Genomic DNA, 23986 nt, shown 5'->3' on the forward strand with positions numbered 1-23986 from the left:
TGGGAGCGCCGGCTTTCAGCCGGCTTCGCGTGCCGGGGGCTCGATGCCCCCGGCGCGCGATCTGCGGCGCGGGAGCCGGGCGGTTGCCCATGGCGCGCTGCCAGGCGGACGACCGCGCATGCGCCCTCTGATCGGCCCAGACGCCGCCGACGCGGCATCGAGCCGCGCCGGCGGCGAGCCGGCTGGAAAGCCGGCGATCCCAGTCGGGCGCCGACTGGGAGCGCCGGCTTTCAGCCGGCTTCGCGTGCCGGGGGCTCGATGCCCCCGGCGCGCGATCTGCGGCGCGGGAGCCGGGCGGTTGCCCATGCCGCGCGGCCGGCCGGACGAGCGCGCATGTGCTCTCTGATCGGCCAGGACGCCGCCGACGCGGCATCGAGCCGCGCCGGCGGCGAGCCGGCTGGAAAGCCGGCGATCCCGGTCCGCCGCGCCGGCGGCGAGCCGGCTGGAAAGCCGGCGATCCCAGCGCAGTAGTGTCCGCTGTACGAACCGCTTGCGTGCGGCAGGCGATGTGGCCGGCACGATGATCGCGGCCTTCGGCGTGACGATCGCGCAGGGGCGCTATTACACCTTCATGGCGTCTGTTCGACCGGGTAGACTGTCGTGCAGCACCGGCGTCGTTCGCGCGCCACGGCCCTTGGACCCCCGCGCGGTTTGCCATCCATGTCCGACACCGAGCCGAACCGCATGAGCGGCAGCCGCACCGGATACCGGCTCAAGCCGAACTGGCGGCGCGCCTGATGGCAGCGGGCGCCGATGGTCAATCGGCGCTGGGCGCGCGGCTCGACGCGGGCCTCGTCGCGCTCGGCGTCGGCGCGGATGCGGAGCAGCGCGCGCGACTACTCGCCTGCGTCGAGCTGCTCGCGCGCTGGAACCGCGCCTACAACCTGACCGCCGTGCGCGACCCGCTGGACATGGTCCCGCGCCACCTGCTCGACAGCCTGGCCGTGCTGCCCTGGGTGCGACAGGGACCGGTGCTCGACGTCGGCACGGGCGCCGGGCTGCCGGGGCTGCCGCTCGCGATCATGCGGCCGGAGCTCGCCTTCACGCTGCTCGACAGCAACGCGAAGAAGCTCCGCTTCGTGCGTCAGGCGGTGCTCGATCTTGGCCTCGGCAACGTCGCCGTCGTGCAGGCCCGGATCGAGGCGTACCGGCCGCAGATGAATTTCGCTACCATGACGGCCCGCGCGGTGGCGTCCCTCGCCGAGCTGTGCCGCGCTTGCGCGCCGCTCGCGGCGCCGGGCGGCAGGCTGCTGGCGCTGAAGGGGCGGGACCCGGAGCAGGAGCTCGCGGCACTGGCGATGGCCGCCCCCGAGCGCGTGCAGGCGCAAGCGGCGGTCATCCATCGATTCAGCGTGCCGCAGCTCGATGCCGCGCGCTGCCTGATCGAGGTGCCCTTCGCCTGACGACATGCGCCTGCATCGTGCGCACGCCGTTGCGGCAGCTTCCGCCGCTGCGGGCTTAAATCTCCCCAGCAGGATCTTCCCAGCAGGATTTCCCCCAGCAGGACTCAAATGGCCCGCATCATCGCCATCGCAAACCAGAAGGGCGGCGTCGGCAAGACCACCACCGCCGTCAACCTCGCCGCGTCGCTGGCGTCGATGAAGCGGCGCGTGCTGCTGGTGGACATGGACCCGCAGGGCAACGCGACCATGGGCGTCGGCGTGAACAAGAACACGCTGGAGCGCACCGGCTGCGACCTGCTGCTGAACGACGCCCCGTTCTCGCAGTGCGTCGTTCGGGTGCCGGAGCCGGCGCCGGGCTTCGATGTCTTGCCGTCCAACGGCGACATGACCGCGGCGGAGGTGGGCCTGATGCAGGGTGGTGCGCGGGAGCGCACGCTCGCAAACAAGCTCGCCGCGCAGTCCGCCGCCTATGAGATCATCCTGCTGGACTGCCCGCCGTCGCTGAACATGCTGACCGTCAACGCGCTGGTTGCCGCCGACGGCGTGCTGATCCCGATCCAGTGCGAGTACTACGCGCTCGAAGGGCTGTCCGCGCTGCTCGACACCGTCGATCAGATCCGCGCCAGCCGCAACAGCGGGCTGCGCATCGAGGGTATCCTGCGCACGATGCACGACCCGCGCAACAACCTGTCCAACCAGGTATCCACGCAGCTCGTGACCCACTTCAAGGGCCAGGTGTTCCGCAGCATCGTGCCGCGCAACGTGCGCCTCGCCGAGGCGCCGAGCCACGGTATGTCGGCGCTCCAGTACGACGGCAACTCCCGCGGTGCCGTCGCCTACCTGGCGCTCGCCGGCGAGCTCTTGCGCCGGCGCGAGTCGGCCCCCAACGCGGCCTGATCCGCTGACATGAAGAATGCGATCTCGCTGCTCGACCCGCCGCCCACCACCGATGCCCGACCACCCCGAGCCGCCGAAGACCCCATCCGGGCGCCCGCCGCGCAGGCGGCATCGGCAGCCCGGCCAGGCGATGAGGACAAGCCGATGACCGGCGCGAAGAAGCGGGGCCTTGGCCGCGGCCTGGATGCGCTGTTGAGCGGCGCCCGCGACTACGCGGCCGATGACGCTGCAACGGACGCCGCCGCCGTCGAGCCCCTGACCAGCGCCGCCCCCGGCGAGTCCGTGCAGCGCCTGCCCATCGAGCGCATCGAGCGCGGTCGCTACCAGCCCCGGCGCGAGTTCGACGCCGAGGCGCTGCGCGAGCTCGCGGAGTCCATCGCGAGCCAGGGCGTCATCCAGCCCATCGTCGTGCGGCCGGTGGCCGGCGGGCGCTTCGAGATCATCGCCGGCGAGCGCCGCTGGCGCGCGAGCCAGCAGGCGGGGCTGGTCGAGATTCCGGTGGTGGTGCGCGACGTTGACGAGCAGACCGCGCTCGCCATCGCGCTCATCGAGAACATCCAGCGCGAGGACCTCGCGCCCCTGGAGGAGGCCGGCGCGCTGCATCGGCTGCAAGAGGAGTTCGGCCTCACCCACCAGCAGGTGGCGGAAGCCGTGGGCAAGTCACGCACCACGGTGACCAATCTGCTGCGCCTGCTGGAGCTCGGTGCCGAGGTCAAGGCCCTGCTCGACGCCGGCCGCCTGGAGATGGGCCACGCGCGCGCGCTGCTGGGGCTCAAGGGCGACACGCAGACGCTGGCGGCGCGCCAGGTCGTCGCTCGCGGCCTGTCGGTGCGCGAGACCGAGCGCCTGGTACGTCGCCTGCAAAGCGAACAAGGCGGTGCCCCGTCCGAGCGTACGCCCGCGCCGGACCCGGACATCCGTCGGCTCCAGGACGACCTGGCCGAGCGCCTGGGGGCGCGTGTCGCCATCCAGCACGGCACCAAGGGCGCCGGCAAGCTCGTCATCGCCTACAACAGCCTGGACGAGCTCGACGGCATCCTCGAGCACATCCGCTGAGCGACGGGCGCGGGCGCTTGTTGCGTTGCGTCATCAATTTGCTGCGACGCGTCATAAAACCGTAAGACTGGACACCTCCCGTTATGGCAAGATGCGCGCCGTTGAGTCAGGGGTTTGACCATAATATTCGGGCACGCTTATACTGGCGGGCCTTTACGGGGGGCAGGTGAGCTACGGGGAGTCCCGCGGCCTCGGTCCACGCGATCGCGCACAGTTGCGCCGTCTGCTGCTTTGGCAGTCGGTCTTCGCGCTCGTTGCGGTTGTGGCGGCCGCGCCTTTCGGCGGATGGGCTGCAACGTCGGCGGCCATTGGCGCCGGGGTTTGCCTCCTCGCCAATTGGGTGTTTGCCTTGAGGGTATTCCGTCGCTACCGCGCTGATGCGCCGACGGAGCTGGCGCTGCGTATCTATATGGCCGAGATTGGCAAGATCGTGCTGATTCTCGGGCTGTTCACGCTCGCGTTTGTCACCCTTCCGTCTCTCAATCTGCCGGCTCTGCTCGGCGCGTATTTCGCGGTGCAGGTGCTGCCCGCGCTGTTTGCATCGCGGCCGAGTGTTTAACGCTCACCGCCAAACCAGGGTTGTTCGATGTCCGCCGAAACGCTCACCGCCCAGCAATACATCCAGCACCACCTGACCAACCTGACCCTCGGTCTGCACCCCGAGCACGGGCTCAGCTTTGCGCACAATGCCGAGGAAGCCGCCGCAATGGGCTTCTGGGCGCTGCATGTGGACAGCCTGCTCTGGTCCTTCGGTCTCGGCTACCTGGCCTACCGCTTCATGCTCGGCGTGGCGAACAAGGCCACCGTCGGCGTGCCGTCGGGCGCGCAAAACTTCTTCGAGTGGATCGTGGACTTCGTCAACGAGAACGTCCGCGGCTCATTCAGCGCCAAGAACGACCTCGTCGCGCCGCTGGCGCTCACGGTGTTCGTCTGGGTGTTCATGATGAACCTCATGGACCTGCTCCCGGTCGACCTGATTCCGTACGGCTTTGCGCAGCTTATGAGCCTGCTCGGCGCCGACCCTCATCACGTCTATATGCGTGTCGTGCCGACCACGGACCCGAACATCACCTTCGGCATGTCCATCGCCGTGTTCCTGCTGGTGCTTTACTACAGCTTCAAGATCAAGGGCGTGAGTGGCTTCGCCGCGGAGCTGTCGCTGCAGCCCTTTGGCAAGCTCGGCATGCCGGCCAACCTGGTGCTTGAGGGCATTAGCCTGTTCTCGAAGCCGCTATCACTGTCCCTGCGACTCTTCGGCAACATGTATGCCGGCGAGATGATCTTCATCCTGATTGCGCTGATGTACGGGCACAGCCTGTTGCTGGATATCTCCGGCGCGACCTTACAGTTGGCCTGGGCCATCTTCCACATCCTGATCATTACGCTGCAGGCCTTCATCTTCATGGTGCTGACCATCGTCTATCTGGACATGGCCCATCAGCATCATTGATGCCGGAGCGCGGCGCCACCCATCGGTGCCGCGCCGGGCGACCCTTTTCGATAACCCAATCCTCCCAACCAGACAGACCCCGAGGGGAATCTCATGGAACTCGCACAAGCTCTCGTCTATGTGGCCGCCGGCCTGATGCTCGGTCTTGGTGCCATCGGCGCCGGTGTCGGCATCGGCGTTCTCGGCGGCCGCTTCCTGGAAGGCGCCGCTCGCCAGCCGGAGCTCATTCCGATGCTGCGCACGCAGTTCTTCATCGTCATGGGTCTGACGGACGCGCTGCCGGTCATCGCCATCGCGATGGGTCTGTATGCGATGTTCGCCCTCTAAGCGAGCGGAGGCAGAGCCAAGCGGTCCACCGTGTCCGCCGGCAACGCGATCGGTGATCGCTTCTCCATTCCAGAGGCAAACGTCAGAAAGGCAGACGGATGAACATCAACCTTACTCTGTTCGTGCAGATGATCGCCTTCGGCGTGTTCGTCGCCTTCTGCATGAAGTACGTCTGGCCGCCGATCATGAAGGCGCTCGAAGAGCGTACGGCCAAAATCGCCGAGGGCCTGGCTGCTGCCGAGCGCGGCAAGCAGGAGCAGGAGCTCGGTGAGCAGCGCGCCGTCGAGGTCATGAAGGAGGCCAAGAGCAGTGCGCAGGATGTCGTTGCGCAGGCGCAGAAGCGCTACAACGAGATCCTCGACGAGGCCAAGCGCGACGCGCAGGCCGAGGCGGAGCGCATCCGCCACGCGGCGCAGGCGGAGATTGAGCAGGAGGCCAATCGCGCGCGGGAAGAGCTCCGCGAGCGCATGGCGCACCTGGCCATTGCCGCGGCGGAAAAGATCCTCCAGCGCGAGGTCGACGCCACCGCGCACAAGGACATCGTCGAGTCCTTCGCGCAGCAGATCTAAGGGGCGAACAGCATGGCCGGAGACACCACAACCATCGCCCGTCCCTACGCCGAGGCGGCCTTCGAGGTCGCCCGGTCCGACGGCAGCCTGGACGCCTGGGCCGATGGCCTGACGCTGCTCGGCACGATCGTCGAGGACCCGCAGCTCGGTGAGCAGATCGGCAATCCGAAGGCGACCGCCGAGCAACTGCGCGACCTGATCTTCGCCGTCGCCGGTGAGGGTCTGAGCCTGCATCTACAGAACCTGGTGCGGCTCCTCGCCGTGAACAGGCGCCTGGTCGTGCTGCCGGACATCGCGCGGCTGTTCGCGCAGATGAAGACCGCCTACGAAGGCCTGCGCCACGTCCAGGTCACCAGCGCCTTCGCCGTCGCCGACGCCGACCGGGATGCCCTCGCGGAGCGCCTCAAGGCCTACTTCGGCGGCGACGTGGAGCTGACCGTGGCCGAGGACCCGAACCTCATTGGCGGCATCAAGGTCCGCGCGGGCGACATCGTCATCGACGGCTCGCTGCGCGGACGCCTGGAGCGGCTGTCCAACGACCTGCAATTCTGATGTCCGCCGGCGCGGCTTGCGGCGTACACCTCATCGGAGCCCCCATCGGAGCAACCCATGCAACTGAATCCCTCTGAGATCAGCGATCTGATCAAACAGAAGATCGAGCAGTTCGACCTCAAGACCGAGGCGCGGGCCGAGGGCACGATCGTCAGCCTCACGGACGGCATCGTGCGCATCTACGGCCTGTCGGACGCCCAGTATTACGAGATGCTGGAGTTCCCGAACAACATCTTCGGCCTGGCGCTGAACCTGGAGCGCGATTCGGTCGGCGCGGTCGTGCTCGGCGACTACACCGGCCTGTCCGAGGGCGACTGGGTGCGCTGCACCGGCCGCGTGCTGGAGGTGCCGGTGGGCGAGGGGCTGCTCGGGCGCGTCGTGGACTCGCTCGGCCAGCCGCTCGACGGCAAGGGTCCGGTGCAGGCTCAGGGCACGTCGCCCATCGAGAAGATCGCCCCGGGCGTTATCGCCCGTAAGTCCGTCGACCAGCCGATGCAGACCGGCCTCAAGGCCATCGATGCGATGGTGCCCGTCGGCCGCGGCCAGCGCGAGCTCATTATCGGCGACCGTCAGACCGGCAAGACCGCGGTCGCCGTGGACGCGATCATCAACCAGAAGGGCACCGGCGTTAAGTGCATCTACGTCGCCGTGGGCCAGAAGAACAGCTCGGTGGCCGGCGTGCAGCGCAAGCTCGAAGAGCACGGCGCCATGGAGCACACCATCATCGTGCACGCGGGTGCGTCGGACTCCGCGGCCATGCAGTTCATCGCGCCCTATGCCGGCTGCTCCATGGGTGAGTACTTCCGCGATAAGGGCGAGGACGCGCTGATCATCTACGACGACCTGACCAAGCAGGCCTGGGCCTATCGTCAGGTGTCGCTGCTGCTCCGCCGCCCGCCGGGTCGCGAGGCCTATCCCGGTGACGTCTTCTATCTGCATTCGCGCCTGTTGGAACGTGCCGCACGCATCAATGAGCACGAGGTGGAGAAGCTCACCAAGGGCGCGGTCAAGGGCAAGACCGGCTCGCTGACGGCGCTGCCGATCATCGAGACGCAGGCCGGCGACGTGTCCGCGTTCGTGCCGACCAACGTTATCTCCATCACGGATGGCCAGATCTTCCTCGAGACCGATCTCTTCAACGCCGGTATCCGCCCGGCCATCAACGCCGGTCTGTCGGTGTCCCGCGTCGGTGGCGCGGCGCAGACGAAGATCATCAAGAAGCTCGGCGGCGGTATCCGCCTCGCGCTCGCCCAGTACCGCGAGCTCGCGGCCTTCTCGCAGTTCGCGTCCGACCTCGACGAGGCGACCCGCAAACAGTTGGAGCGCGGCGAGCGCGTCACCGAGCTGATGAAGCAGCTCCAGTACAGCCCGCAGAGCGTCTCGCAGATGGCGGTCTCGCTGTTCGCGGTTAACGAGGGCTATCTCGACGATGTGGAGGTGAAGAAGGTCGTCGCCTTCGAGCGCGCGTTGCAGAGCTACGTGGCATCGGCGCAGAAGTCGCTGCTCGAGCAGATCAACGACACCGGCGATTACAGCGACGACATCAAGGCCTCACTCCACGCTGCAGTGAAGGACTTCAAGGCAAACAACACCTGGTGAGGTGGCTAGGGGCTAGGGTCTAGGGGCTAGGCGGATCGCGCCTGCTCCGTGGCACCTAGCACCCAGCGCCTAGCACCCAGCACCTGTATTCGACGGAGTTCCCCATGGCAGGCGCCAAAGAGATCCGTACCAAGATCGCGAGCATCAAGAGCACGCAGAAGATCACCAAGGCCATGGAGATGGTCGCCACGTCCAAGATGCGCAAGGCGCAGGAGCGGATGCGTGCGTCGCGACCCTATGCGGAAAAGATGCTCCAGGTGATTCGCCACCTCGCCAAGGCGTCGCCCGAGTACCACCACAGCTTCCTTGCCGCCGAGCGTGACGTGAAGCGGGTCGGCTACATCGTGGTGTCGTCCGACCGCGGCCTCTGCGGCGGGCTCAACGCGAACCTGTTCCGCCGGCTCATCGGCCAGATCCGCGACCAGCGCGAGCTGGGCATCGAGCCCGTGTTCTGCACCATCGGCAGTAAGGCGCTGGGCTTCTTTCGGCGCTTCGGCGGCCGGGTCGAGGCGCAGGTGACGCACCTCGGCGACAAGCCGCACATCGAAGACCTGATCGGCACCGTGAAGGTGATGCTGAACGCCTTCGAGAAGGGCGAGGTCGACGTCGTCTACGTTGCGTATAACGAGTTCGAGAACACCATGACCCAGCGGCCGACCGTTCGGCAACTGGTGCCGCTGAAGGCCGAGGACGACGCCCCCCGGGGCCCGATCTGGGACTACATCTACGAGCCCGACGCGAAGCTCGTGCTCGACAATCTGCTGACGCGCTATATCGAGTCGCTCGTCTACCAGTCCGTGGTCGAGAACGGTGCCTGCGAGCAGGCCGCCCGCCGGGTCGCGATGAAGGCCGCCACCGACAACGCCGGCGGCCTCATTGATGAGTTGCAGCTCGTCTACAACAAGGCCCGCCAGGCCGCGATCACGCAGGAGCTGGCCGAGATCGTCAGTGGCGCAGCGGCGGTTTAGCGCGCCCGCGCCCGTATCCGAATTCCCAACCCGACACGATTCGCCTCGCGCCGTGGCGCGTAGCAGCAGACGAGGAACACACTATGAGCTCCGGTAAGGTCGTGGAAATCATCGGCGCCGTCGTCGATGTCCAATTCCCGCGCGGCGAGATGCCCAAGGTCTACGATGCCTTGATCATCGACAAGAACGGTCTGACGCTCGAGGTCGAGCAGCAGCTCGGCGACGGCGTCGTGCGCACCATCGCGATGGGCTCCACCGACGGGCTGCAGCGCGGCGTCGATGTAACCAGCACCGGCAAGCCCATCAGCGTGCCGGTGGGCCAGGCGACCCTTGGGCGCATCATGGACGTGCTCGGCCGACCCATCGACGAGAAGGGCGATGTCGGTGCCGAGGAGCACTGGTCCATCCACCGCAAGCCGCCGTCCTTCGAGGAGCAGTCGGGTGCCACCGAGATCCTGGAAACGGGCATCAAGGTCATCGACCTCATCATGCCCATTTCCAAGGGCGGCAAGGTCGGCCTGTTCGGCGGCGCCGGCGTCGGCAAGACCGTCACGCTGATGGAGCTGATCCGCAACATCGGCGTCGAGCACTCGGGCTTCTCGGTGTTCGCCGGCGTCGGCGAGCGTACCCGCGAGGGCAACGACTTCTACCACGAGATGACCGAAGGCGGCGTGCTCGACAAGGTTGCGCTCGTCTACGGCCAGATGAACGAGCCGCCCGGCAACCGCCTGCGCGTCGCGCTGACCGGCCTCACCATGGCCGAGTTCTTCCGCGACGAAGGCCGCGACGTGCTGATGTTCATCGACAACATCTACCGCTACACGCTAGCCGGCACCGAGGTGTCCGCGCTGCTCGGCCGCATGCCCTCCGCGGTGGGCTACCAGCCGACCCTGGCCTCCGAGATGGGCGCCCTGCAGGAGCGCATCACCTCCACCAGCACCGGCTCCATCACGTCCTTCCAGGCCGTCTACGTGCCCGCGGACGACCTCACGGACCCGTCGCCCGCGACGACCTTTGCGCACTTGGACGCGACGCTGGTGCTCTCGCGGCAGATCGCCGAGCTCGGCATCTACCCCGCCGTGGACCCGCTCGACTCCACCAGCCGGATTCTGGACCCGAACGTCGTCGGTCAGGAGCACTACGACACGGCGCGCGCCGTGCAGGGCACGCTGCAGCGCTACAAGGAGCTCAAGGACATCATCGCGATTCTGGGCATGGACGAGCTCGCCGACGAGGACAAGCTCATCGTCGCTCGCGCGCGCAAGATCCAGCGCTTCCTGTCGCAGCCGTTCTTCGTCGCCGAGGTCTTCACCGGCTCGCCCGGCAAGTACGTGTCGCTGAAGGACACCATCAAGGGCTTCCAGGCCATCGTCAACGGCGACCACGACGGGCTGCCTGAGCAGGCCTTCTACATGGTCGGCTCCATCGACGAGGCCGTGGAGAAGGCGCAGAAGATGTAAGTCGGAGCGCCGGCGTCCCCCGAGCGGGGGCGTCGGCCTCGATCGAACAATCCCTGGAGCACGCCGACATGGCAATGCAGATTCACGTGGACATCGTCAGTGCCGAGGGTGCCATCCACTCCGGCATGGCGGCAATGATCTACGCCCCCGGCGAGATGGGCGAGCTCGGCATCGCCCCGCGCCACGCGCCGCTCATCACGCGGCTCAAGCCCGGTGACGTGCGCGTCGAGGACGACAAGGGCGCCCTGGAGCACTTCTATGTCTCCGGCGGCATGCTGGAGGTGCAGCCGGACGTCGTCACGGTGCTCGCGGACACGGCCATCCGCGCCGAGAACATCGACGAGGCCAAGGCCCTGGAGGCCAAGCGCCGCGCCGAAGACGCCCTCGCCGGCCAGACCGCCCAGTTCGAGTATGCCAAGGCCCAGGCCGAGCTGGCCGAGGCCATCGCCCAACTGCGCGCCATCGAAAAGCTGCGCAAGATGCGCGCGGGCTGATCTGCCCCCCGCGCCCGCTCGGTGTCGTCGGCGTTTTGGCGCTGGCACCAGTTGCGCTATGCTCGGGCCGTTCGTCGCCACCGAGGCATCACCATGTCCGAGCTCGTTGCCAACGGCAAGCTCGTCTCGCTCACCTACAGCATCCGCGACCAGCGGGGACAGGTGCTTGAGCAGAGCGAGCTGCCCATCAGCTATATCCAGGGCGGCCACAACGAGCTGATCGGCGGCATGGATGAGGCCCTGGAGGGCAAGCGCGCCGGCGAGGAGGTTCGACTGGAGCTGACGCCGGACCAGAGCGGCTTCGGCGAGTACGATCCCAACCTGACCTTCAGCGACGACCTCGACAACGTGCCGCCGCAGTTTCATGAGCTCGGTGCCGAGGTGCAGATGCAGAGCGACGCCGGCGACGTGCGCACCTTCTACGTCACCCGCATCGCCAACGGCCGCCTGACGGTGGACGGCAATCACCCGCTCGCGGGCAAGCACCTCTGCGTGCTTGTCCGCATCCGCGACGTGCGCGAGCCCACGGCGGCCGAGCTCCACCAAGACGCCGCGGGCGATGTCGATGCGCCGCGGACGCTCCACTGAGCGTCCCGTCGCGCGCCATGCCCGCCGCCTTCCGTCACCCGCCCTTCGCCCCCAGGAGGTGAGCTCAGCATGAGCTTAGGCGTCGTCATTCTCGCCGCCGGCAAGGGCACGCGCATGCGTTCCGCCCTGCCCAAGGTGCTGCATCCCCTGGCCGGCCGGCCGCTGCTCCACCACGTGCTCGATGCGGCGGAGGCGGTCGGTGCCGCGCGCATCTGCGTTGTTTTCGGCCACGGCGGCGAGCTGGTGCCAAGCCGGCTCGCCGACGCGGATTGCGTCTGGGTGGAGCAGCCGGAACGCTTGGGCACCGGCCATGCCGTGCAGCAGGCCCTGCCGGCGCTCGCCGAGGTCGGCCGTGTGCTGGTGCTCTACGGCGACGTGCCACTGATCGAGGCGGAGACGCTGAACCGGCTCATCGCCGATAGCGCTGACACGGCGCTAGGGCTCTTGACCATGCGGCTTGCGGACCCGAGCGGCTACGGGCGCATCGTCCGTGCCCCGAACGGCAAGGTGCTGCGCATCGTCGAGCAAAAGGACGCGAGCGAGGCCGAGCGCGGCATCACCGAGGTCAACACCGGCATCATCGTTGCGGATCGGGCGCGGTTGGCCGATTGGCTCGGGCGCGTCACCAACGACAACGTTCAGCGCGAGTACTACCTGACCGACGTCATTGGGCTGGCCACCAGCGACGGCGTCGATGTCGTCACCGCGCAGCCCGAGACCCTGGAAGAGGTCGCCGGCATCAACGACCGGGCGCAGCTCGCGGAGCTGGAGCGCTATTACCAGCGCCGCGTCGCCGAGTGTCTGATGCAGCGCGGCACCACCATCATCGATCCGGCCCGCATCGACATCCGCGGCACGCTGGAGTGCGACCGGGACGTCGTTCTGGACGTGAACCTGATCTGCGAAGGTCGTGTCCGCATCGGCGCCGACAGCCGCATCGGCCCCAACTGCGTGCTGAAGGATTGCGAGATCGGCCAAGGCGTGGAGGTGCTGGCCAACAGCCTCATCGAGGGCGCCCGGGTTGGCCCCGGCGCGCGCATCGGCCCCTTCGCGCGGCTGCGCCCGGAGGCGGACATCGGCCGTGATTGCCACGTCGGCAACTTCGTCGAGATCAAGAAATCCAGCATCGCCGACGGCAGCAAGGTCAACCATCTAAGCTATATCGGCGACGCGGACATCGGCGTCGGCGTCAACGTCGGTGCCGGCACCATCACCTGCAACTACGACGGCGCGAACAAGCATCGTACCGTCATCGGCGACGGCGCCTTCATCGGCTCCAACAGCGCGCTGGTGGCGCCGGTGGCGATCGGACCGGGCGCCACAATCGGCGCCGGCTCCGTGATCGTGCATGACGCGCCGCCGGAGCTGCTGACCGTGGCGCGCGGGCGGCAGGTGACGGTCGAGGGCTGGCAACGGCCTTTGAAGAAGTAGCTAGGGGCTAGGGGCTAGGAGCTAGCTCCTAGCACCTTTACCCCGCCGATCGGCAACACCACTGCGGAGGTTTCCCCCCCATGTGCGGCATCGTCGGCGCCATCGCCCAGCGGCCCGTGGCGGCCATCCTGCTGGAGGGCCTAAAGCGGCTCGAATACCGCGGTTACGACTCCGCCGGGCTCGCCGTGCTGAGCAGCGAGAACGGCATGCGCCGGCTGCGCACCCTCGGCAAGGTGTCGAAACTGGTGGACGCCTGCGCGGTGGAGCCCCTGGACGGAACCCTCGGCATCGCCCACACGCGCTGGGCGACGCATGGCGAGCCGTCCACCGAGAACGCGCACCCGCACCTGTCCGGCGAGCGCTGTGCCATCGTGCACAACGGCATCATCGAGAACCATGCGCGGCTGCGCGCCGAGCAGATGGCCGCCGGGCACAAGTTCACGTCCCAGACCGACACCGAGGTCATTGTCCACGCCATCTACGATGAGCTGGCGGCCGGGCATTCGTTGGTCGAGGCGGTGCGCCGCACCACCGTGCGGCTCGACGGCGCCTATGCCCTCGGCGTCATCGACGCACGCGATCCGACCCGACTCATCGCCGCCCGCCAGGGCAGCCCGCTGGTCATCGGCATCGGTTTCCAAGAACATTTCATCGCCTCCGACGTGTTCGCACTGCTGCCGGTGACGAACCGCTTCATGTTCCTTGAAGAAGGCGACCTCGCGGAGCTCAGGCTCGACGGCGTCACCATCTGGAACCGCGACGGCGAGGTCGTGCAGCGCCCGGTAAGGGAATCCTCCGTCGCCGCGGACTCCGCCGAGCGCGGCGAGTATCGGCACTTCATGCAGAAAGAAATCTTCGAGCAGCCGCGCGCCATCGCCGACACGCTCGAAGGGCGGCTCGGCGCCGAGCGCGTGCTGCCGGAGGCCTTCGGGCTGGAGGCCGAGGCCGTGCTCGCGAACGCGCAGGCGGTGACCATCGTCGCCTGCGGCACCAGCTATCACGCCGGGCTGGTGGCGAAGTACTGGGTCGAGGCCCTCGCCAACATGCCCTGCCAGGTCGAGGTCGCGAGCGAGTACCGCTACCGCAAGCACGTGGTGCCGAAGGATGCGCTCTTCGTCACCATCTCGCAGTCCGGCGAGACCGCCGACACGCTCGCGGCGCTGCGCATCGCGAAAGACAGCGGCTACGCCAAGACCCTCGCCATCTGCAACGTGCCGGAGAGCTCGCTGGTGCGCGAGTCCGATCTGGTGCTGCTGACCCACGCGGGTCCGGAGATCGGCGTCGCCTCCACCAAGGCCTTCACCACCCAGCTCGTGGCGCTGCTGTTGCTTACCATCAGCCTCGCCCGCACCCGCGGCATGGATACGACCGCGGAGGCCCGGGCGGTGGCGCTGCTGCGCGGGTTGTCGGCGCAGATCGAAGCGGTGCTCGCCATCGACCCGCAGATCGCGCGCCTCGCCGAGCGCTTCGTCGAGAAGCGCCACTGCCTGTTCTTGGGCCGCGGCGAGCAGTACCCCATCGCAATGGAAGGGGCGCTCAAGCTCAAGGAGATCTCCTACATCCACGCCGAGGCCTATCCCGCCGGCGAGCTCAAGCACGGGCCGCTGGCCCTCATCGACGAGGACATGCCCGTCGTCGCCGTCGCACCGAACAACGCGCTGCTCGAGAAGCTCAAGTCCAATCTCGAAGAAGTCCGCGCCCGCGGCGGCCAGCTCTTCGTCTTCGCGGACACCCAGGTGCCGATGCAGGAAGAGGCCGGCATCACCGTCATTCGCCTGCCCGAGACCGACGATCTCATCGACCCGCTCGTGTTCACGATCCCGATGCAGCTCCTCGCTTACCACGTCGCAACGCTGAAGGGCACCGACGTCGACCAGCCGCGCAACCTGGCCAAGTCCGTGACCGTGGAGTAGCCGCGTCCTCGGTGGTCGATCGCCCCGGCCGGGGCCTGCAAGGTTGCCAGCGGAGGACGCCCACATGAGCACGCAGTCATCGGAGCGCGCCGACGCCTTCAGCGGGGACCCGGCGAGCCTTTGGGTCCTGATCCCCGCCACCGAGTACCAAGTGCCGGCGGCGCCGGCCGCGAGTGCGGCGCGTGCCCGTTGGACCTCGCTGCGGCGTCTGTTCGGCGGCAGCAGTGATGTTGCGGAGCAGCCGGCCCGCGCGCTGGCGGAATTGCACGGGCTGTCCCCGCAACGCCTGGACGCGCTGGTGGCGCCACTGTGCTGGGAGGCGGGCGCCGCGGCACTCGAAGACGTGCTTGCGGACGGCGACAACGCGGCGCCGGTGAGCTTTCTAGTCGGGCCGCCCCGCAGCGGACACGCCGAGCTGCTGCGCTGCTGGGCTCGGCAGCAGGGTGCTCCGGTGGTGGACGCACCCGACGCGGCGGCCATCCTCGCGGGCGGCCGCGATTGGCTCGATGCCCGGCTCCCCGAGCAGGACGACGCCAGGGCGGACGCCCCAACCGGCCAGCCCGGCCCTTGGGTGCTGCCGCGGCTGGAGCACTGTTGGCTGCGCCACGCCGCGGGGCTCGATCTGGTGCGGGAGCTGCTGGCGCGGGCGCTGGACGGCGCGCTCGGGCGCGGCGTCATCGCTTGCGACAGTTGGGCCTGGGCCTTCCTGCGGCATGTGGCGCCCCTGCCGAGCCGTCCGCCCTGGACGCTGTGCGCCTTCGACGGCGAGCGACTCGCCGCCCTGCTGCGGGCACTGGTGGCGTCCGACGGCAGCGGCCCGGTGCACTTCCGCAACGCGCAGACCGGCAAGCCCGTGCTCACCGTCGCGGCCGATGACGGCGGCAGCAACAGCAACGCATTGCAGTCCCTCGCCGCCCGCTGCCGCGGCAACGCCGGGCTGGCACGGCTGGTTTGGCGCGCCCTGCTGCGGGCCGAGCCGGAGCGCGACGCCGGCCCGCAGGCGAGCGCCGACGCGGGCACGACCATCTGGGTGGCGCCCTGGCCGGCGGCGACGCCGCTCGGGGCCGATGCCGACGCCGACGAGCCGTTGGCCCTGCTGATCCATGCCCTGCTGCTGCACGACGGCCTGCCCGCCGAGCAGCTCGCGGAGTTACTGCCGCTGCGCCGCTTTCGCGTACAGGCAATGCTGCTGCGGCTGGCGGAAGCGGGCGCCGTGCGCAAGACGGCGTGCGGGCGCTGGCGCATCAGCGCCGCTGGCTATCCCGAAGCGCGCGAGCTGCTGCGCGCCCAGGGCCTTTTGCTCGATGACTTCTAGCGAGGCGAAGCCTCAGACCGACCAGGACGCGGCGCCTTGTCTTGCGCAGCCCGCTCGTCGGCGCATTGAACCAAGGGCCAAGGGCCGAGGCGGACTCCCTTGGCCCTCGGCCCTCGGCCCTTTTGCCTGCAAGCGCCGTGTCGTCGTGAAACTTGACTCATCTGCCAACATTCGGCGCCGTCAAGCAATGCAATCTAGTGGGGTTGGATGATGGAGCGAACGCTGACGGACCTATTGAGCACGGACGTTTTCAGAACACTCGGCACCGGGGGCTTGTGGGAGCTTGGGCTCATTCTGGCCGCGGCGACCCTGCTCATCGTGCTCTTGCAGAAGAGCCTGCCCTGGCTGGCCAATCGGCTGCGCGGCCGGCGCCGCCACCTGCTGCTGGCCATGGTGCCGCTGCTGCGGCTTGTCATCATCATCGGCGCCTTCCTGCTCATGGTGCCGCGGGTTATCGAGCCGTCGCTGCAGAACATGGTCGCGGTGCTCGGCTCGCTCGGCCTTGCGCTCGGCTTTGCGCTGAAGGACTACGCGAGCAGCCTGGTGGCGGGCATCGTCGCGGTCGGCGAGGCGCCCTACCGCAACGGCGACTGGGTGGAGATCGACGGCATCTATGGCGAGGTGCGGCACGTCGGCGTGCGTGCGCTGCAGCTCGTTACCCCGGACGACAATCTGGTCACCATCCCGCACCAACTCCTGTGGACGCAGCCCATCAGCAATGCCAACAACGGCAATCCGCGGCTCCAGTGCATCGCAGACTTCCATGTCGCGCCGATTCACGATGGGGCGCGGGTGCGCGCGGTGCTGGAGGACGTCGCCCTGACCAGCGCCTATATCGCCCTCAATGAGCCCATCGTCGTGATCGTGCAGGAACAGCCCTGGGGCACCCGCTACCGGGTGCGCGCCTATCCCATCGACGCCCGCCAGCAGTTCCGCTTCGCAAGCGACTTGAGCGTGCGCGGCAAGGCGCAGTTGCTGCGTCTGGGTATCGCACTGGCCAGCGTGCCGGCGCTGGCCGAGACAGCCGCAGGCTGAGCCCTGTTGCCGCCGGCAAACGGGCGCCCCACCCGGGACACTCTCGTTTACGGGTGAAACACCGCCGTGCCGCCCCGCCTCAGGGTTGCGAGCGCGACGATGGGGTCCACCGCCGCACGCTCGCCGGGGCTCAGTTCCGTGAGCACCACCACGTCCGCGCCGAGCTGCTGGCCGACGCGGATCTGCCGAAAATGCACCCGAGCGCACCAGCGCAGGACGCAGGGCGGCAGAGCCGCGAAGCGACCTGCCCAGGCAGAGCCGTGGCGCTGCTTGATGGGCAATCGGGCCGAGGGCCGAGGTAGCGCCTTGGCCCCCGGCCCTTTGGTGCACTTGCGGCAACGAGCGGGGCTGCGCAAGACGACGCTCCGTGCCCTGGGGGGGCTATGCCTCGCTAGATTGCTTGACGGCACCGAATGCCGCAGCGCCGCAGGGTCCGCTCCGCGAACCGTCCGTGCTAGTAAGAAGTTGTGATCGAGACCACCTCGCGCAGGCAGCCCCTACTGCATCAGCGCGTTGTGCCGGGTCGTGATGGAACGGGGCAGCGTGGGTCGCGCAGGGATATCACCCATTCCTGAGCCGTGGTATCACCCGCGATTGGCCGCACGGCGCATGCCGACCACCAGGAGCCCGAGCGCAAGCAGCGCCGCGGTGGCAGGCGCAGGCGCAGGTGCGGCGCTGGTCTTGCTCGCGCTGCCGACGTAGAGGTCGTCCAGCGTGGGGTACACACTGCCGGGCGCGGTCACGGTGACATCTGTAATGGCGAGGCTGCTGGTCAGCCCGAAAAAGTCACCTTTGGCCACGGTGGTGCTCCAAGCTGTGCCCCCGATGAGATCAAAGGACAGGCCGACGTTACCAGCGACGCTATTGCCGCTCGCATCGGTTGGAAAAAACCAGCCGCCAAATGCAGTCACCACGCCCTGGTCCATTGTGACGTTCAAGTCGTCCGAGTAGGTGTTTGTAGACAGTGCGACGTCGCCACCCGGAGCGACGACGAAGAGCCCTTTAACCGCACTTACCCTGTAGCTGAACCCGTTGCTTGGACCGAGCGTCAGCTCTGTGGGGTCTGGGTTCGTCGTCAGCCCGTCGAAGCTCTCCAGATAGAAGGGGTCGATGGCGTCAAGGAAACTCGCCTCGTCGCTGTAGGTCATAACCCCGGCTTGGGTACTCGGAAAAGTCGCGACGAGCATCGCGATGATGGGTAGGACACGCAGGTGGTTTGGCATGGTCAGGATCTTCGCTAAGCGGAGCTGATTGCGGGCGCCGGCTGTGATGCGGCGAGCCGCCGCAGATTTTCACCGCCCTTGCGCCAGCGAAATTCCGAACGAATCGTCAAATCCGGAGATCAGTGGGGGCGTCTCTGCCGGCCCCATGCGGGCACCGAGCAGCACAAGACCCAAGCCAGGAGCAGCGGCGCCGGTAACAGCCCGGCGCGCCGACAACAGGAGACGTGGACGCTCGGTGCGTTGGAGCATCGGTGTGTCAGTTTTTTTTACACTCCCAACTCGACTGTTTGAGGACCTGCCGGCAGGCGCTCCGCGCGCGCCCGGGGAGCCGGACAGTAATAGTCAGCAAATCAATCATCTGTCCGCGTGTCGATCGACCGTTGGGCGGCATCGATGACGTTGGCGCGCAGTTTGCGTTGTTGCCTGGCGGGGCCGCTGGATTGCGGAAAGATGTCAAATGGGCGGCAGCGCCCCGAGTGCCCGGCAGCCCGGAGACCCCGGCACAGCAACACGCTGCGTGGCGCGGCGCTTCCCTTGCGCATCGTCAAGTCAAGCTGACGCGAAGTATGTCAATCTTTTTTGTCAGGCACAGCGGTCCGTGGGACCGCCGACATCCATCGCCGGCAGCGGCCGGCCGGGCGTCGGCGCGGACGGACCGACGCCTCAAGCCGGCACACCGCTGAACGGTCCTCCCGGCAGGAGAACACACGTTGAATAACCACAAGACGGTTTCCTTCGACAACGAACCGCTCATCCTCGTGGACGCCGACGACAACGTCACCGGCTACGAGACCAAGGTCAACGCGCACTTAGGCGATGGGCTGCTGCACCGCGCCTTCTCGATCTTTCTGTTTACGGAAGACGACCAGGTGCTGCTGCAGCAGCGCAGCGGCAAGAAGCCGCTGTGGCCGCTGTACTGGTCCAACAGTTGCTGCAGTCACCCGCGTAAGGGCGAGACCTACGAGCAGGCCGTGCATCGGCGCCTGCGCGAGGAGTTGACCATCGACGCGGACCTTGAGTATCTGTATCGGTTCGAGTATCACGCCGTCTTCGGCGATGCGGGCTCCGAGCACGAGCTCTGCTCGGTGTTCGTCGGCAAGGTGCCGGCGCCCGTGCGCATCGACGTGAACCCGAGCGAGATCGCCGCCTGGCGCTGGATGCCGAGCGCCGCGGTTGACCGGCTCATCGCCGACGAGCCGGACGCGGTGACGCCCTGGTTCGTCATGGAATGGCAGCGGCTGCGCACCGAGTTCCGCGAGACCATCGCCGGGCTGCGCCCCCGTGGCATGATCTCCGCCGCCTGAGCGCCCGCCGCCCCACCCACGCGCATGCCTCGGCGCCGCGGCGCTCCGCCGCCGCGGCCCGAGTGCCTGTGCTGGAAATTGATGCCGACAACGCTTTTCGCCGACAACGCTTCTCGCCGACAACGCTTCTCGCCGACGACGCTTCTCGCCGACGACGCTTCTCGCCGACAACGCTTCTCGCCGACAACGCTTCTCGCCGACAACACTTTTCGCCGACAACACGTTCCAAGGCGCCATGCCCGCACCTACCGACACCCTCCATTCCCCGCGGCTGCCGTCGCTCCTGACGCTGCCGCTCGGCCTCATCCCGGCGCGGCTGAACAGCGCCGTGCTGGCGCAGATCCTAAACCGCATGCTCAAGCCCGAGCTCGCCGACGGCGAGCTGGACTTTCTGGACCACAAGGTGCTGCGCATCAGCGTCGACGACGCCAGGCTCAGCTACCGCCTCACGTTGCGCCAGGGCCGCCTGGAGGCGGCCCGGCCGGGCACTGCGGACGACGTCAGCATCGAGGGCAACACCTTTGAGTTCCTGCTGCTGGCCACCCGCCGCGAAGACCCCGACACGCTCTTCTTCAACCGCCGCCTGCGCCTCGGCGGCAGCACCGAGCTGGGGCTCTACACCAAGAACCTGCTCGACAGCATCGAGCTGGAATCCCGCGCCGGCCCGCTGCTCGGCGTGATGAATCGCGCGACAGAACTGCTGAGCCGCTTCGGCGTGCAGCGGGGTTGAGTGAAGATTCAAGAACAACCGGTCCACTCGTCGTCCGGGTGTACGGCGAGCTTCGCATCGGATGCCGCCTGCACCTCAAGCGGGCTGTAAGTGCAGACGGTCCGCAGAGCGACCCTGCAGCCGCCGCCCTCCGTACATACAAGGGTCCGCTCTGCGGACCATCCGCTGGGGTTGCCGCAGCTCCGTAGCGTCCGCTCTGCGCTCGCCCCGTTCCAAGCTTGACTCATCTGCAAACATTCGGCGCCGTCAAGCAATCTAGTGCAGCAGCGCGGAAGTCCCGAGACCGTTCCCGGGTACGCCGACTTTAGTCGGCCCCTGGGGACGGCGGACTTCAGTCCGCCAAAGGCACGAAATCGAATGGTCTCGGGATCTCCGCAGCGAAGCACTAGGGGGACGGGATAACACGCCAGGGTATCCGGCGCATCGCGTCGCGGGCTTCGCCGGATGTCGGCTCCGGCGCGAAGCGGATGCCCGATCCAGGTCAATGCGCCGGACGACTGTTGCAGCAATATTACGTTGCGCAGCCGTCACCAGGCCTGTTCCGCGTTTCGCGCGGCCGATCCCTGTGCGATGCGTTGCGCGTTTGCAACAATATGCACCAGGGTACAGACCATGCAGAGAACGAGCCTTTGCGCCGGGGAGCGCGAGCGCAAGCCCGGTACGGACCGGCATCGCGGCGGACGTGCCGCCATCATCGCGGGCCTCGCCGCGGCGGTCTTGACCGCCGGGGGGCCGGGCTTGGCCACCGAGGGCGGCGGCTCGCACTATCCGAACGGCGCCGAGGACTTCATGGTCGGCGCGCTGCCGCCGCCCGGGAACTACTTCATCAATTACTTGAGCTGGTACAGCGCCGACACCTTCCGGGATGACGACGGCGGGCGGCTGTTCGAGGATTTCGACCTGGACGTGGTCGCCAACACCTTTCGGTTCATCCACGTGACCGAGCACAAGCTCTTCGGCGCCAACTGGGCGCTGCATGCCTTTGTGCCGCTCGTGAACGTGGATGTGTCCCGGCGCATCGCACCGCCCTTCGCGCGCGAGAGCGACGACCGCTTCGGCTTGGGCGACATCATCGTCGATCCGTTCATCCTCGGCTGGCACGGCAAGGACTGGCACATCACCACGGGGCTGGACATCTACCTGCCGACCGGCAGCTACGACAAGGACCGGCTCGCCAACCCCGGGCGCAACTACTGGACCTTCGAGCCGGTGCTCGCGCTCACCTATCTCAGCCCGGCCGGATTCGAGGCCTCGGCGAAGCTGATGTACGCCATCAACACCGAGAACCATGCGACCGACTACCACTCCGGCCAGGAGTTTCATGCCGATTACACCCTCGGCTACCACACCGGCCCCTGGAGCCTCGGCGTCGGCGGCTACTACTACCAGCAGACCACCGACGACGAGCTGAACGGCCAGACCTTCCTCGACGGCTTCCGCGGACGCGCCTTCGCCATCGGCCCGCAGGTGAAATACAGCCACAAGAACATGGCCTTCACGGCGAAGTATCACGCCGAGACGGCGGTGGAGAACCGGCCCGAGGGCGGTAGCCTCTGGCTCAAGTTCCTTTACGCCTTCTGAGGGCGTCGGCTGAGGCTCCGGAGGCGGAGTCTCAGACCGACAGGGGCCGAGGGCCGAACGGAGGAGGGTTCCCTTGGCCCTCAGCCCTTGGCCCTTGCCCCATCAAGCCGCCACCAGCGCATCCATACCGGCGGCGCCGTGCCAGTAGCCGTCGCAGGGGCCGGTGGGCATGAGGCGGGCCAGCGGCTCGGCGGACGCGGTGGGCTCCAACTCGCCGGTCAGCACGCGGTGGAAGAGGTCGATGACCTGATCCATGTGCTCGGACTGCGGGCTGATGCGCAGGATGTCCACGCTGAGTGCGCGAAGATCCGCCAGCGCCGGCAGCAGGTTCATGGTGCGGGCGGACTGGGTCTGGATGCCGTTCAGCGCCAGGAAGCGATTGTCGTCCTGGGTCTCGACCACCAGGCCGTCCGGGTGCTCGATGCAGGCGTCGCGGCAGTCGTCCTTCGGCAGGTTCACGGCGCGGGCCGTGAAGCAGCGCGCCGAGTACGCGAGCGGCAGCCGGCCGTAGGCGAAGACCTCGGTCTCCACGCCGGCCGGGCGCAGCCGCTGCATCTCGGCCAGCGCCTCGCGGGTCAGCTCCACCGGCAGCACCCAGCGCATGCAGCCGTCGGCGGCGAGCAGCGCCAGCGTGCGGTCGTTGTAGATGTTCACGCTGTGGCCGACGGCGAAGGGCCGCCCGCGCAGCAGTTGCACGGCGCCGATGTCGTTGGCCTCCACCAGGTAGTCATCCTGGCCGCAGAGGGCGCGCAGGCGCTTCAGCTCCGACTCCGCCTCCAGCAGCGCGAGGGTCGAGAGCACGACCTCCTTGCCGGCGGCCTTGAGCGTGGCGGCGATGTCCAGCCAGTCCTCGAAGCGCACCAGATTGCGCTTGGAGCAGATGGTCTCGCCGAGATAGACAATGTCGACGGGGCTCTCGGCCACCATCGCGTAGAAGTCGTCCACCTGTGCCTTCGGCCAGTAGTAGGAGATCGGGCCTAGGGACAGGCGCGGGTTGTTGCTGGTGCTGGTGCTGGTGCTGTTGCTCGTCATGGGTCGGTCTTCCGCGCTCATTGCCAGGGCCGGTGATAGGGGCCGAGCGTGGTCTGTGCGCCCTCGGACACCTTGGCCAGCTCCGCGGTCCACTCCGGGCGCGGCGCGAAGTGCTCGGGGTCGCGGGCGAAGGCGTCCAACGCTTGACGCCAGACGCGGGTCACCTGCTGCACGTAGACGGGGCTGCGCTGGCGGCCTTCGATCTTGATGGCCGACACGCCGGCGGCGGCGAGCTGCGGCAGGAGCTCCATCGCGTTCAGGCTCACCGGGTCCTCGATGGCGTGGTAGGTGTTGCCGCCGGCGCGGTAGGTGCCCTTGCACAGCGTCGGATAGCCGACGTTCTCGCCCTTTGGATGGCGCTGGATCAGCACGCCGCCCAGGCGGGTGTCGAGGCCGTTGTCGGTCTCGATCCACTCCACGTGGCTGGCCGGCGAGCAGGCGCCGTAGGTGTTGGGCGAGCGCCCGGTGGCATAGGACGACAGGATGCAGCGCCCCTCCACCATCACACACAGGCTGCCGAAGCCGAACACCTCGATCTCCACCGGGCTCTGCTCGATGACGTGCTGCACCTGCGCCATGGACAGCACCCGCGGCAGCACCGCGCGCCGGATGCCGAAGTGCTCGTGATAGAACCGGAGCGCCTCGTAGTTGGTCGCCGAGCCCTGCACGGACAGGTGCAGGTTGAGCTTGGGATGCCGCCGGGCCGCGTAGTCCAGCACGCCGATGTCGGCGCAGATCAGCGCATCGACGTTCAGCGCCGCGGCCTGGTCCACGGCCTGCTCGAAGCGCTGCATGCCGTCCGGGCGCGGATAGGTGTTCATGGCGATGAACACCCGCTTGCCCTTGCCCTTGGCGTAGCGAATGCCCTCGGCGAGCTTGCTCGGCGTGAAGTTGAGCCCGGCGAAGTGCCGCGCGTTGGTGTCGTCACGAAAGCCGGTGTAGACGGCGTCGGCGCCGTTATCGACGGCGGCCTTCAGCGACGGCAGGTTGCCGGCGGGGCAGACGAGCTCCATAGGAAATTCTCGTGTTGGGGTCTGGTTCGATTGGCTACGGCGTTTC

Annotated in this window: 25 protein-coding genes; 21 read left to right on the forward strand and 4 right to left on the reverse strand. The window is 67.8% G+C overall.

All coding sequences use genetic code 11. The features are described 5' to 3' along the window. Window positions 1-333 precede the first annotated feature (333 nt). The 18 genes from ML01_RS29235 (at window position 334) to ML01_RS23350 (ending at window position 17057) form a co-directional block, all read left to right on the forward strand. Window positions 334-471, forward strand: coding sequence for a hypothetical protein (locus ML01_RS29235; protein ID WP_156427724.1), 138 nt, complete (start codon window positions 334-336; stop codon window positions 469-471). 266 nt (window positions 472-737) lie between these two features. Beyond that, entirely contained in the window at window positions 738-1403 is a 666-nt protein-coding gene (gene rsmG, locus ML01_RS23270) for a 16S rRNA (guanine(527)-N(7))-methyltransferase RsmG (RefSeq protein WP_058557784.1), read from the forward strand. 108 nt (window positions 1404-1511) lie between these two features. Beyond that, window positions 1512-2300: a ParA family protein gene (locus tag ML01_RS23275; RefSeq protein ID WP_058557785.1), complete on the forward strand. Its 789-nt coding sequence runs from the start codon at window positions 1512-1514 to the stop codon at window positions 2298-2300. 144 nt (window positions 2301-2444) lie between these two features. After that, window positions 2445-3356 (forward strand): ParB/RepB/Spo0J family partition protein, encoded by a 912-nt coding sequence (locus tag ML01_RS23280; protein ID WP_058557814.1) that lies wholly within the window; start codon window positions 2445-2447, stop codon window positions 3354-3356. A gap of 214 nt (window positions 3357-3570) precedes the next feature. Then, complete coding sequence (locus tag ML01_RS23285) at window positions 3571-3915, forward strand: ATP synthase subunit I (protein WP_254045364.1); 345 nt, start codon at window positions 3571-3573, stop codon at window positions 3913-3915. A gap of 27 nt (window positions 3916-3942) precedes the next feature. Further along, window positions 3943-4806 carry a F0F1 ATP synthase subunit A gene (gene atpB, locus ML01_RS23290; protein WP_058557787.1) on the forward strand — a complete coding sequence of 288 codons (864 nt, stop codon included), beginning with the start codon at window positions 3943-3945 and terminating at the stop codon, window positions 4804-4806. Window positions 4807-4899: 93 nt separating this feature from the next. Then, on the forward strand, window positions 4900-5133 hold the full coding sequence (atpE, locus tag ML01_RS23295) for a F0F1 ATP synthase subunit C (RefSeq protein WP_058557788.1): 234 nt from the start codon (window positions 4900-4902) through the stop codon (window positions 5131-5133). Between the two features lie 98 nt (window positions 5134-5231). Next, a complete protein-coding gene (locus tag ML01_RS23300) occupies window positions 5232-5702 on the forward strand; it encodes a F0F1 ATP synthase subunit B (RefSeq protein ID WP_058557789.1) in 471 nt (156 codons plus the stop codon). Between the two features lie 12 nt (window positions 5703-5714). After that, window positions 5715-6254, forward strand: a complete 540-nt coding sequence (locus tag ML01_RS23305) for a F0F1 ATP synthase subunit delta (protein ID WP_058557790.1) — start codon at window positions 5715-5717, stop codon at window positions 6252-6254. Between the two features lie 57 nt (window positions 6255-6311). Beyond that, window positions 6312-7853 carry a F0F1 ATP synthase subunit alpha gene (gene atpA / locus ML01_RS23310; protein ID WP_058557791.1) on the forward strand — a complete coding sequence of 514 codons (1542 nt, stop codon included), beginning with the start codon at window positions 6312-6314 and terminating at the stop codon, window positions 7851-7853. A 104-nt stretch (window positions 7854-7957) separates the two neighbouring features. Continuing rightward, window positions 7958-8821, forward strand: coding sequence for a F0F1 ATP synthase subunit gamma (gene atpG, locus ML01_RS23315; RefSeq protein ID WP_058557792.1), 864 nt, complete (start codon window positions 7958-7960; stop codon window positions 8819-8821). Between the two features lie 83 nt (window positions 8822-8904). Further along, window positions 8905-10281: a F0F1 ATP synthase subunit beta gene (gene atpD / locus ML01_RS23320; protein WP_058557793.1), complete on the forward strand. Its 1377-nt coding sequence runs from the start codon at window positions 8905-8907 to the stop codon at window positions 10279-10281. 68 nt (window positions 10282-10349) lie between these two features. Beyond that, entirely contained in the window at window positions 10350-10775 is a 426-nt protein-coding gene (locus ML01_RS23325) for a F0F1 ATP synthase subunit epsilon (RefSeq protein ID WP_058557794.1), read from the forward strand. A 93-nt stretch (window positions 10776-10868) separates the two neighbouring features. Continuing rightward, entirely contained in the window at window positions 10869-11363 is a 495-nt protein-coding gene (locus tag ML01_RS23330) for a peptidylprolyl isomerase (RefSeq protein ID WP_058557795.1), read from the forward strand. Between the two features lie 69 nt (window positions 11364-11432). Then, window positions 11433-12794, forward strand: coding sequence for a bifunctional UDP-N-acetylglucosamine diphosphorylase/glucosamine-1-phosphate N-acetyltransferase GlmU (glmU, locus tag ML01_RS23335; RefSeq protein WP_058557796.1), 1362 nt, complete (start codon window positions 11433-11435; stop codon window positions 12792-12794). Window positions 12795-12874: 80 nt separating this feature from the next. Beyond that, on the forward strand, window positions 12875-14707 hold the full coding sequence (gene glmS, locus ML01_RS23340; RefSeq protein WP_058557797.1) for a glutamine--fructose-6-phosphate transaminase (isomerizing): 1833 nt from the start codon (window positions 12875-12877) through the stop codon (window positions 14705-14707). A gap of 64 nt (window positions 14708-14771) precedes the next feature. Continuing rightward, complete coding sequence (locus tag ML01_RS23345) at window positions 14772-16022, forward strand: hypothetical protein (RefSeq protein WP_058557798.1); 1251 nt, start codon at window positions 14772-14774, stop codon at window positions 16020-16022. 210 nt (window positions 16023-16232) lie between these two features. Continuing rightward, window positions 16233-17057 carry a mechanosensitive ion channel family protein gene (locus tag ML01_RS23350; RefSeq protein WP_156427942.1) on the forward strand — a complete coding sequence of 275 codons (825 nt, stop codon included), beginning with the start codon at window positions 16233-16235 and terminating at the stop codon, window positions 17055-17057. 47 nt (window positions 17058-17104) lie between these two features. On the opposite strand, the gene ML01_RS30325 is transcribed toward ML01_RS23350, so the two are convergent. Next, window positions 17105-17338 (reverse strand): hypothetical protein, encoded by a 234-nt coding sequence (locus ML01_RS30325; protein WP_058557800.1) that lies wholly within the window; start codon window positions 17336-17338, stop codon window positions 17105-17107. A gap of 303 nt (window positions 17339-17641) precedes the next feature. Beyond that, on the reverse strand, window positions 17642-18280 hold the full coding sequence (locus tag ML01_RS23360; protein WP_058557801.1) for a hypothetical protein: 639 nt from the start codon (window positions 18278-18280) through the stop codon (window positions 17642-17644). Window positions 18281-18990: 710 nt separating this feature from the next. Here ML01_RS23360 and idi point away from each other — a divergent pair. The 3 genes from idi (at window position 18991) to ML01_RS23375 (ending at window position 21895) form a co-directional block, all read left to right on the forward strand. Continuing rightward, a complete protein-coding gene (gene idi, locus ML01_RS23365; RefSeq protein WP_058557802.1) occupies window positions 18991-19584 on the forward strand; it encodes an isopentenyl-diphosphate Delta-isomerase in 594 nt (197 codons plus the stop codon). A 235-nt stretch (window positions 19585-19819) separates the two neighbouring features. Further along, on the forward strand, window positions 19820-20314 hold the full coding sequence (locus ML01_RS23370) for an SCP2 domain-containing protein (protein ID WP_058557803.1): 495 nt from the start codon (window positions 19820-19822) through the stop codon (window positions 20312-20314). Between the two features lie 612 nt (window positions 20315-20926). Then, a complete protein-coding gene (locus ML01_RS23375; RefSeq protein WP_082674586.1) occupies window positions 20927-21895 on the forward strand; it encodes a transporter in 969 nt (322 codons plus the stop codon). Window positions 21896-21997: 102 nt separating this feature from the next. Here ML01_RS23375 and ML01_RS23380 read toward each other — a convergent pair whose 3' ends face one another. Next, on the reverse strand, window positions 21998-22927 hold the full coding sequence (locus ML01_RS23380) for a U32 family peptidase (RefSeq protein WP_058557804.1): 930 nt from the start codon (window positions 22925-22927) through the stop codon (window positions 21998-22000). A 17-nt stretch (window positions 22928-22944) separates the two neighbouring features. After that, window positions 22945-23940, reverse strand: a complete 996-nt coding sequence (locus ML01_RS23385; RefSeq protein ID WP_058557805.1) for a peptidase U32 family protein — start codon at window positions 23938-23940, stop codon at window positions 22945-22947. Window positions 23941-23986 lie beyond the last annotated feature (46 nt).

Origin of the sequence: Thiohalocapsa sp. ML1, from assembly GCF_001469165.1 — a bacterium.
Classification (GTDB): domain Bacteria; phylum Pseudomonadota; class Gammaproteobacteria; order Chromatiales; family Chromatiaceae; genus Thiohalocapsa.

Bases quoted from the DNA above. Each gene is read 5' to 3' on its own strand.
- ML01_RS23325 (WP_058557794.1), top strand. From the start codon at position 10,350: ATGGCAATGCAGATTCACGTGGACATCGTCAGTGCCGAGGGTGCCATC.
- ML01_RS23275 (WP_058557785.1), top strand. From the start codon at position 1,512: ATGGCCCGCATCATCGCCATCGCAAACCAGAAGGGCGGCGTCGGCAAG.
- ML01_RS23300 (WP_058557789.1), top strand. From the start codon at position 5,232: ATGAACATCAACCTTACTCTGTTCGTGCAGATGATCGCCTTCGGCGTG.
- ML01_RS23385 (WP_058557805.1), bottom strand. From the start codon at position 23,940: ATGGAGCTCGTCTGCCCCGCCGGCAACCTGCCGTCGCTGAAGGCCGCC.
- glmS (WP_058557797.1), top strand. From the start codon at position 12,875: ATGTGCGGCATCGTCGGCGCCATCGCCCAGCGGCCCGTGGCGGCCATC.
- ML01_RS23375 (WP_082674586.1), top strand. From the start codon at position 20,927: ATGCAGAGAACGAGCCTTTGCGCCGGGGAGCGCGAGCGCAAGCCCGGT.
- atpD (WP_058557793.1), top strand. From the start codon at position 8,905: ATGAGCTCCGGTAAGGTCGTGGAAATCATCGGCGCCGTCGTCGATGTC.
- rsmG (WP_058557784.1), top strand. From the start codon at position 738: ATGGCAGCGGGCGCCGATGGTCAATCGGCGCTGGGCGCGCGGCTCGAC.
- ML01_RS23305 (WP_058557790.1), top strand. From the start codon at position 5,715: ATGGCCGGAGACACCACAACCATCGCCCGTCCCTACGCCGAGGCGGCC.
- ML01_RS23370 (WP_058557803.1), top strand. From the start codon at position 19,820: ATGCCCGCACCTACCGACACCCTCCATTCCCCGCGGCTGCCGTCGCTC.
- atpE (WP_058557788.1), top strand. From the start codon at position 4,900: ATGGAACTCGCACAAGCTCTCGTCTATGTGGCCGCCGGCCTGATGCTC.
- ML01_RS23280 (WP_058557814.1), top strand. From the start codon at position 2,445: ATGACCGGCGCGAAGAAGCGGGGCCTTGGCCGCGGCCTGGATGCGCTG.
- atpA (WP_058557791.1), top strand. From the start codon at position 6,312: ATGCAACTGAATCCCTCTGAGATCAGCGATCTGATCAAACAGAAGATC.
- glmU (WP_058557796.1), top strand. From the start codon at position 11,433: ATGAGCTTAGGCGTCGTCATTCTCGCCGCCGGCAAGGGCACGCGCATG.
- ML01_RS23360 (WP_058557801.1), bottom strand. From the start codon at position 18,280: ATGCCAAACCACCTGCGTGTCCTACCCATCATCGCGATGCTCGTCGCG.
- ML01_RS23380 (WP_058557804.1), bottom strand. From the start codon at position 22,927: ATGACGAGCAACAGCACCAGCACCAGCACCAGCAACAACCCGCGCCTG.
- ML01_RS23330 (WP_058557795.1), top strand. From the start codon at position 10,869: ATGTCCGAGCTCGTTGCCAACGGCAAGCTCGTCTCGCTCACCTACAGC.
- atpB (WP_058557787.1), top strand. From the start codon at position 3,943: ATGTCCGCCGAAACGCTCACCGCCCAGCAATACATCCAGCACCACCTG.
- ML01_RS29235 (WP_156427724.1), top strand. From the start codon at position 334: ATGTGCTCTCTGATCGGCCAGGACGCCGCCGACGCGGCATCGAGCCGC.
- ML01_RS23345 (WP_058557798.1), top strand. From the start codon at position 14,772: ATGAGCACGCAGTCATCGGAGCGCGCCGACGCCTTCAGCGGGGACCCG.
- ML01_RS23350 (WP_156427942.1), top strand. From the start codon at position 16,233: ATGGAGCGAACGCTGACGGACCTATTGAGCACGGACGTTTTCAGAACA.
- atpG (WP_058557792.1), top strand. From the start codon at position 7,958: ATGGCAGGCGCCAAAGAGATCCGTACCAAGATCGCGAGCATCAAGAGC.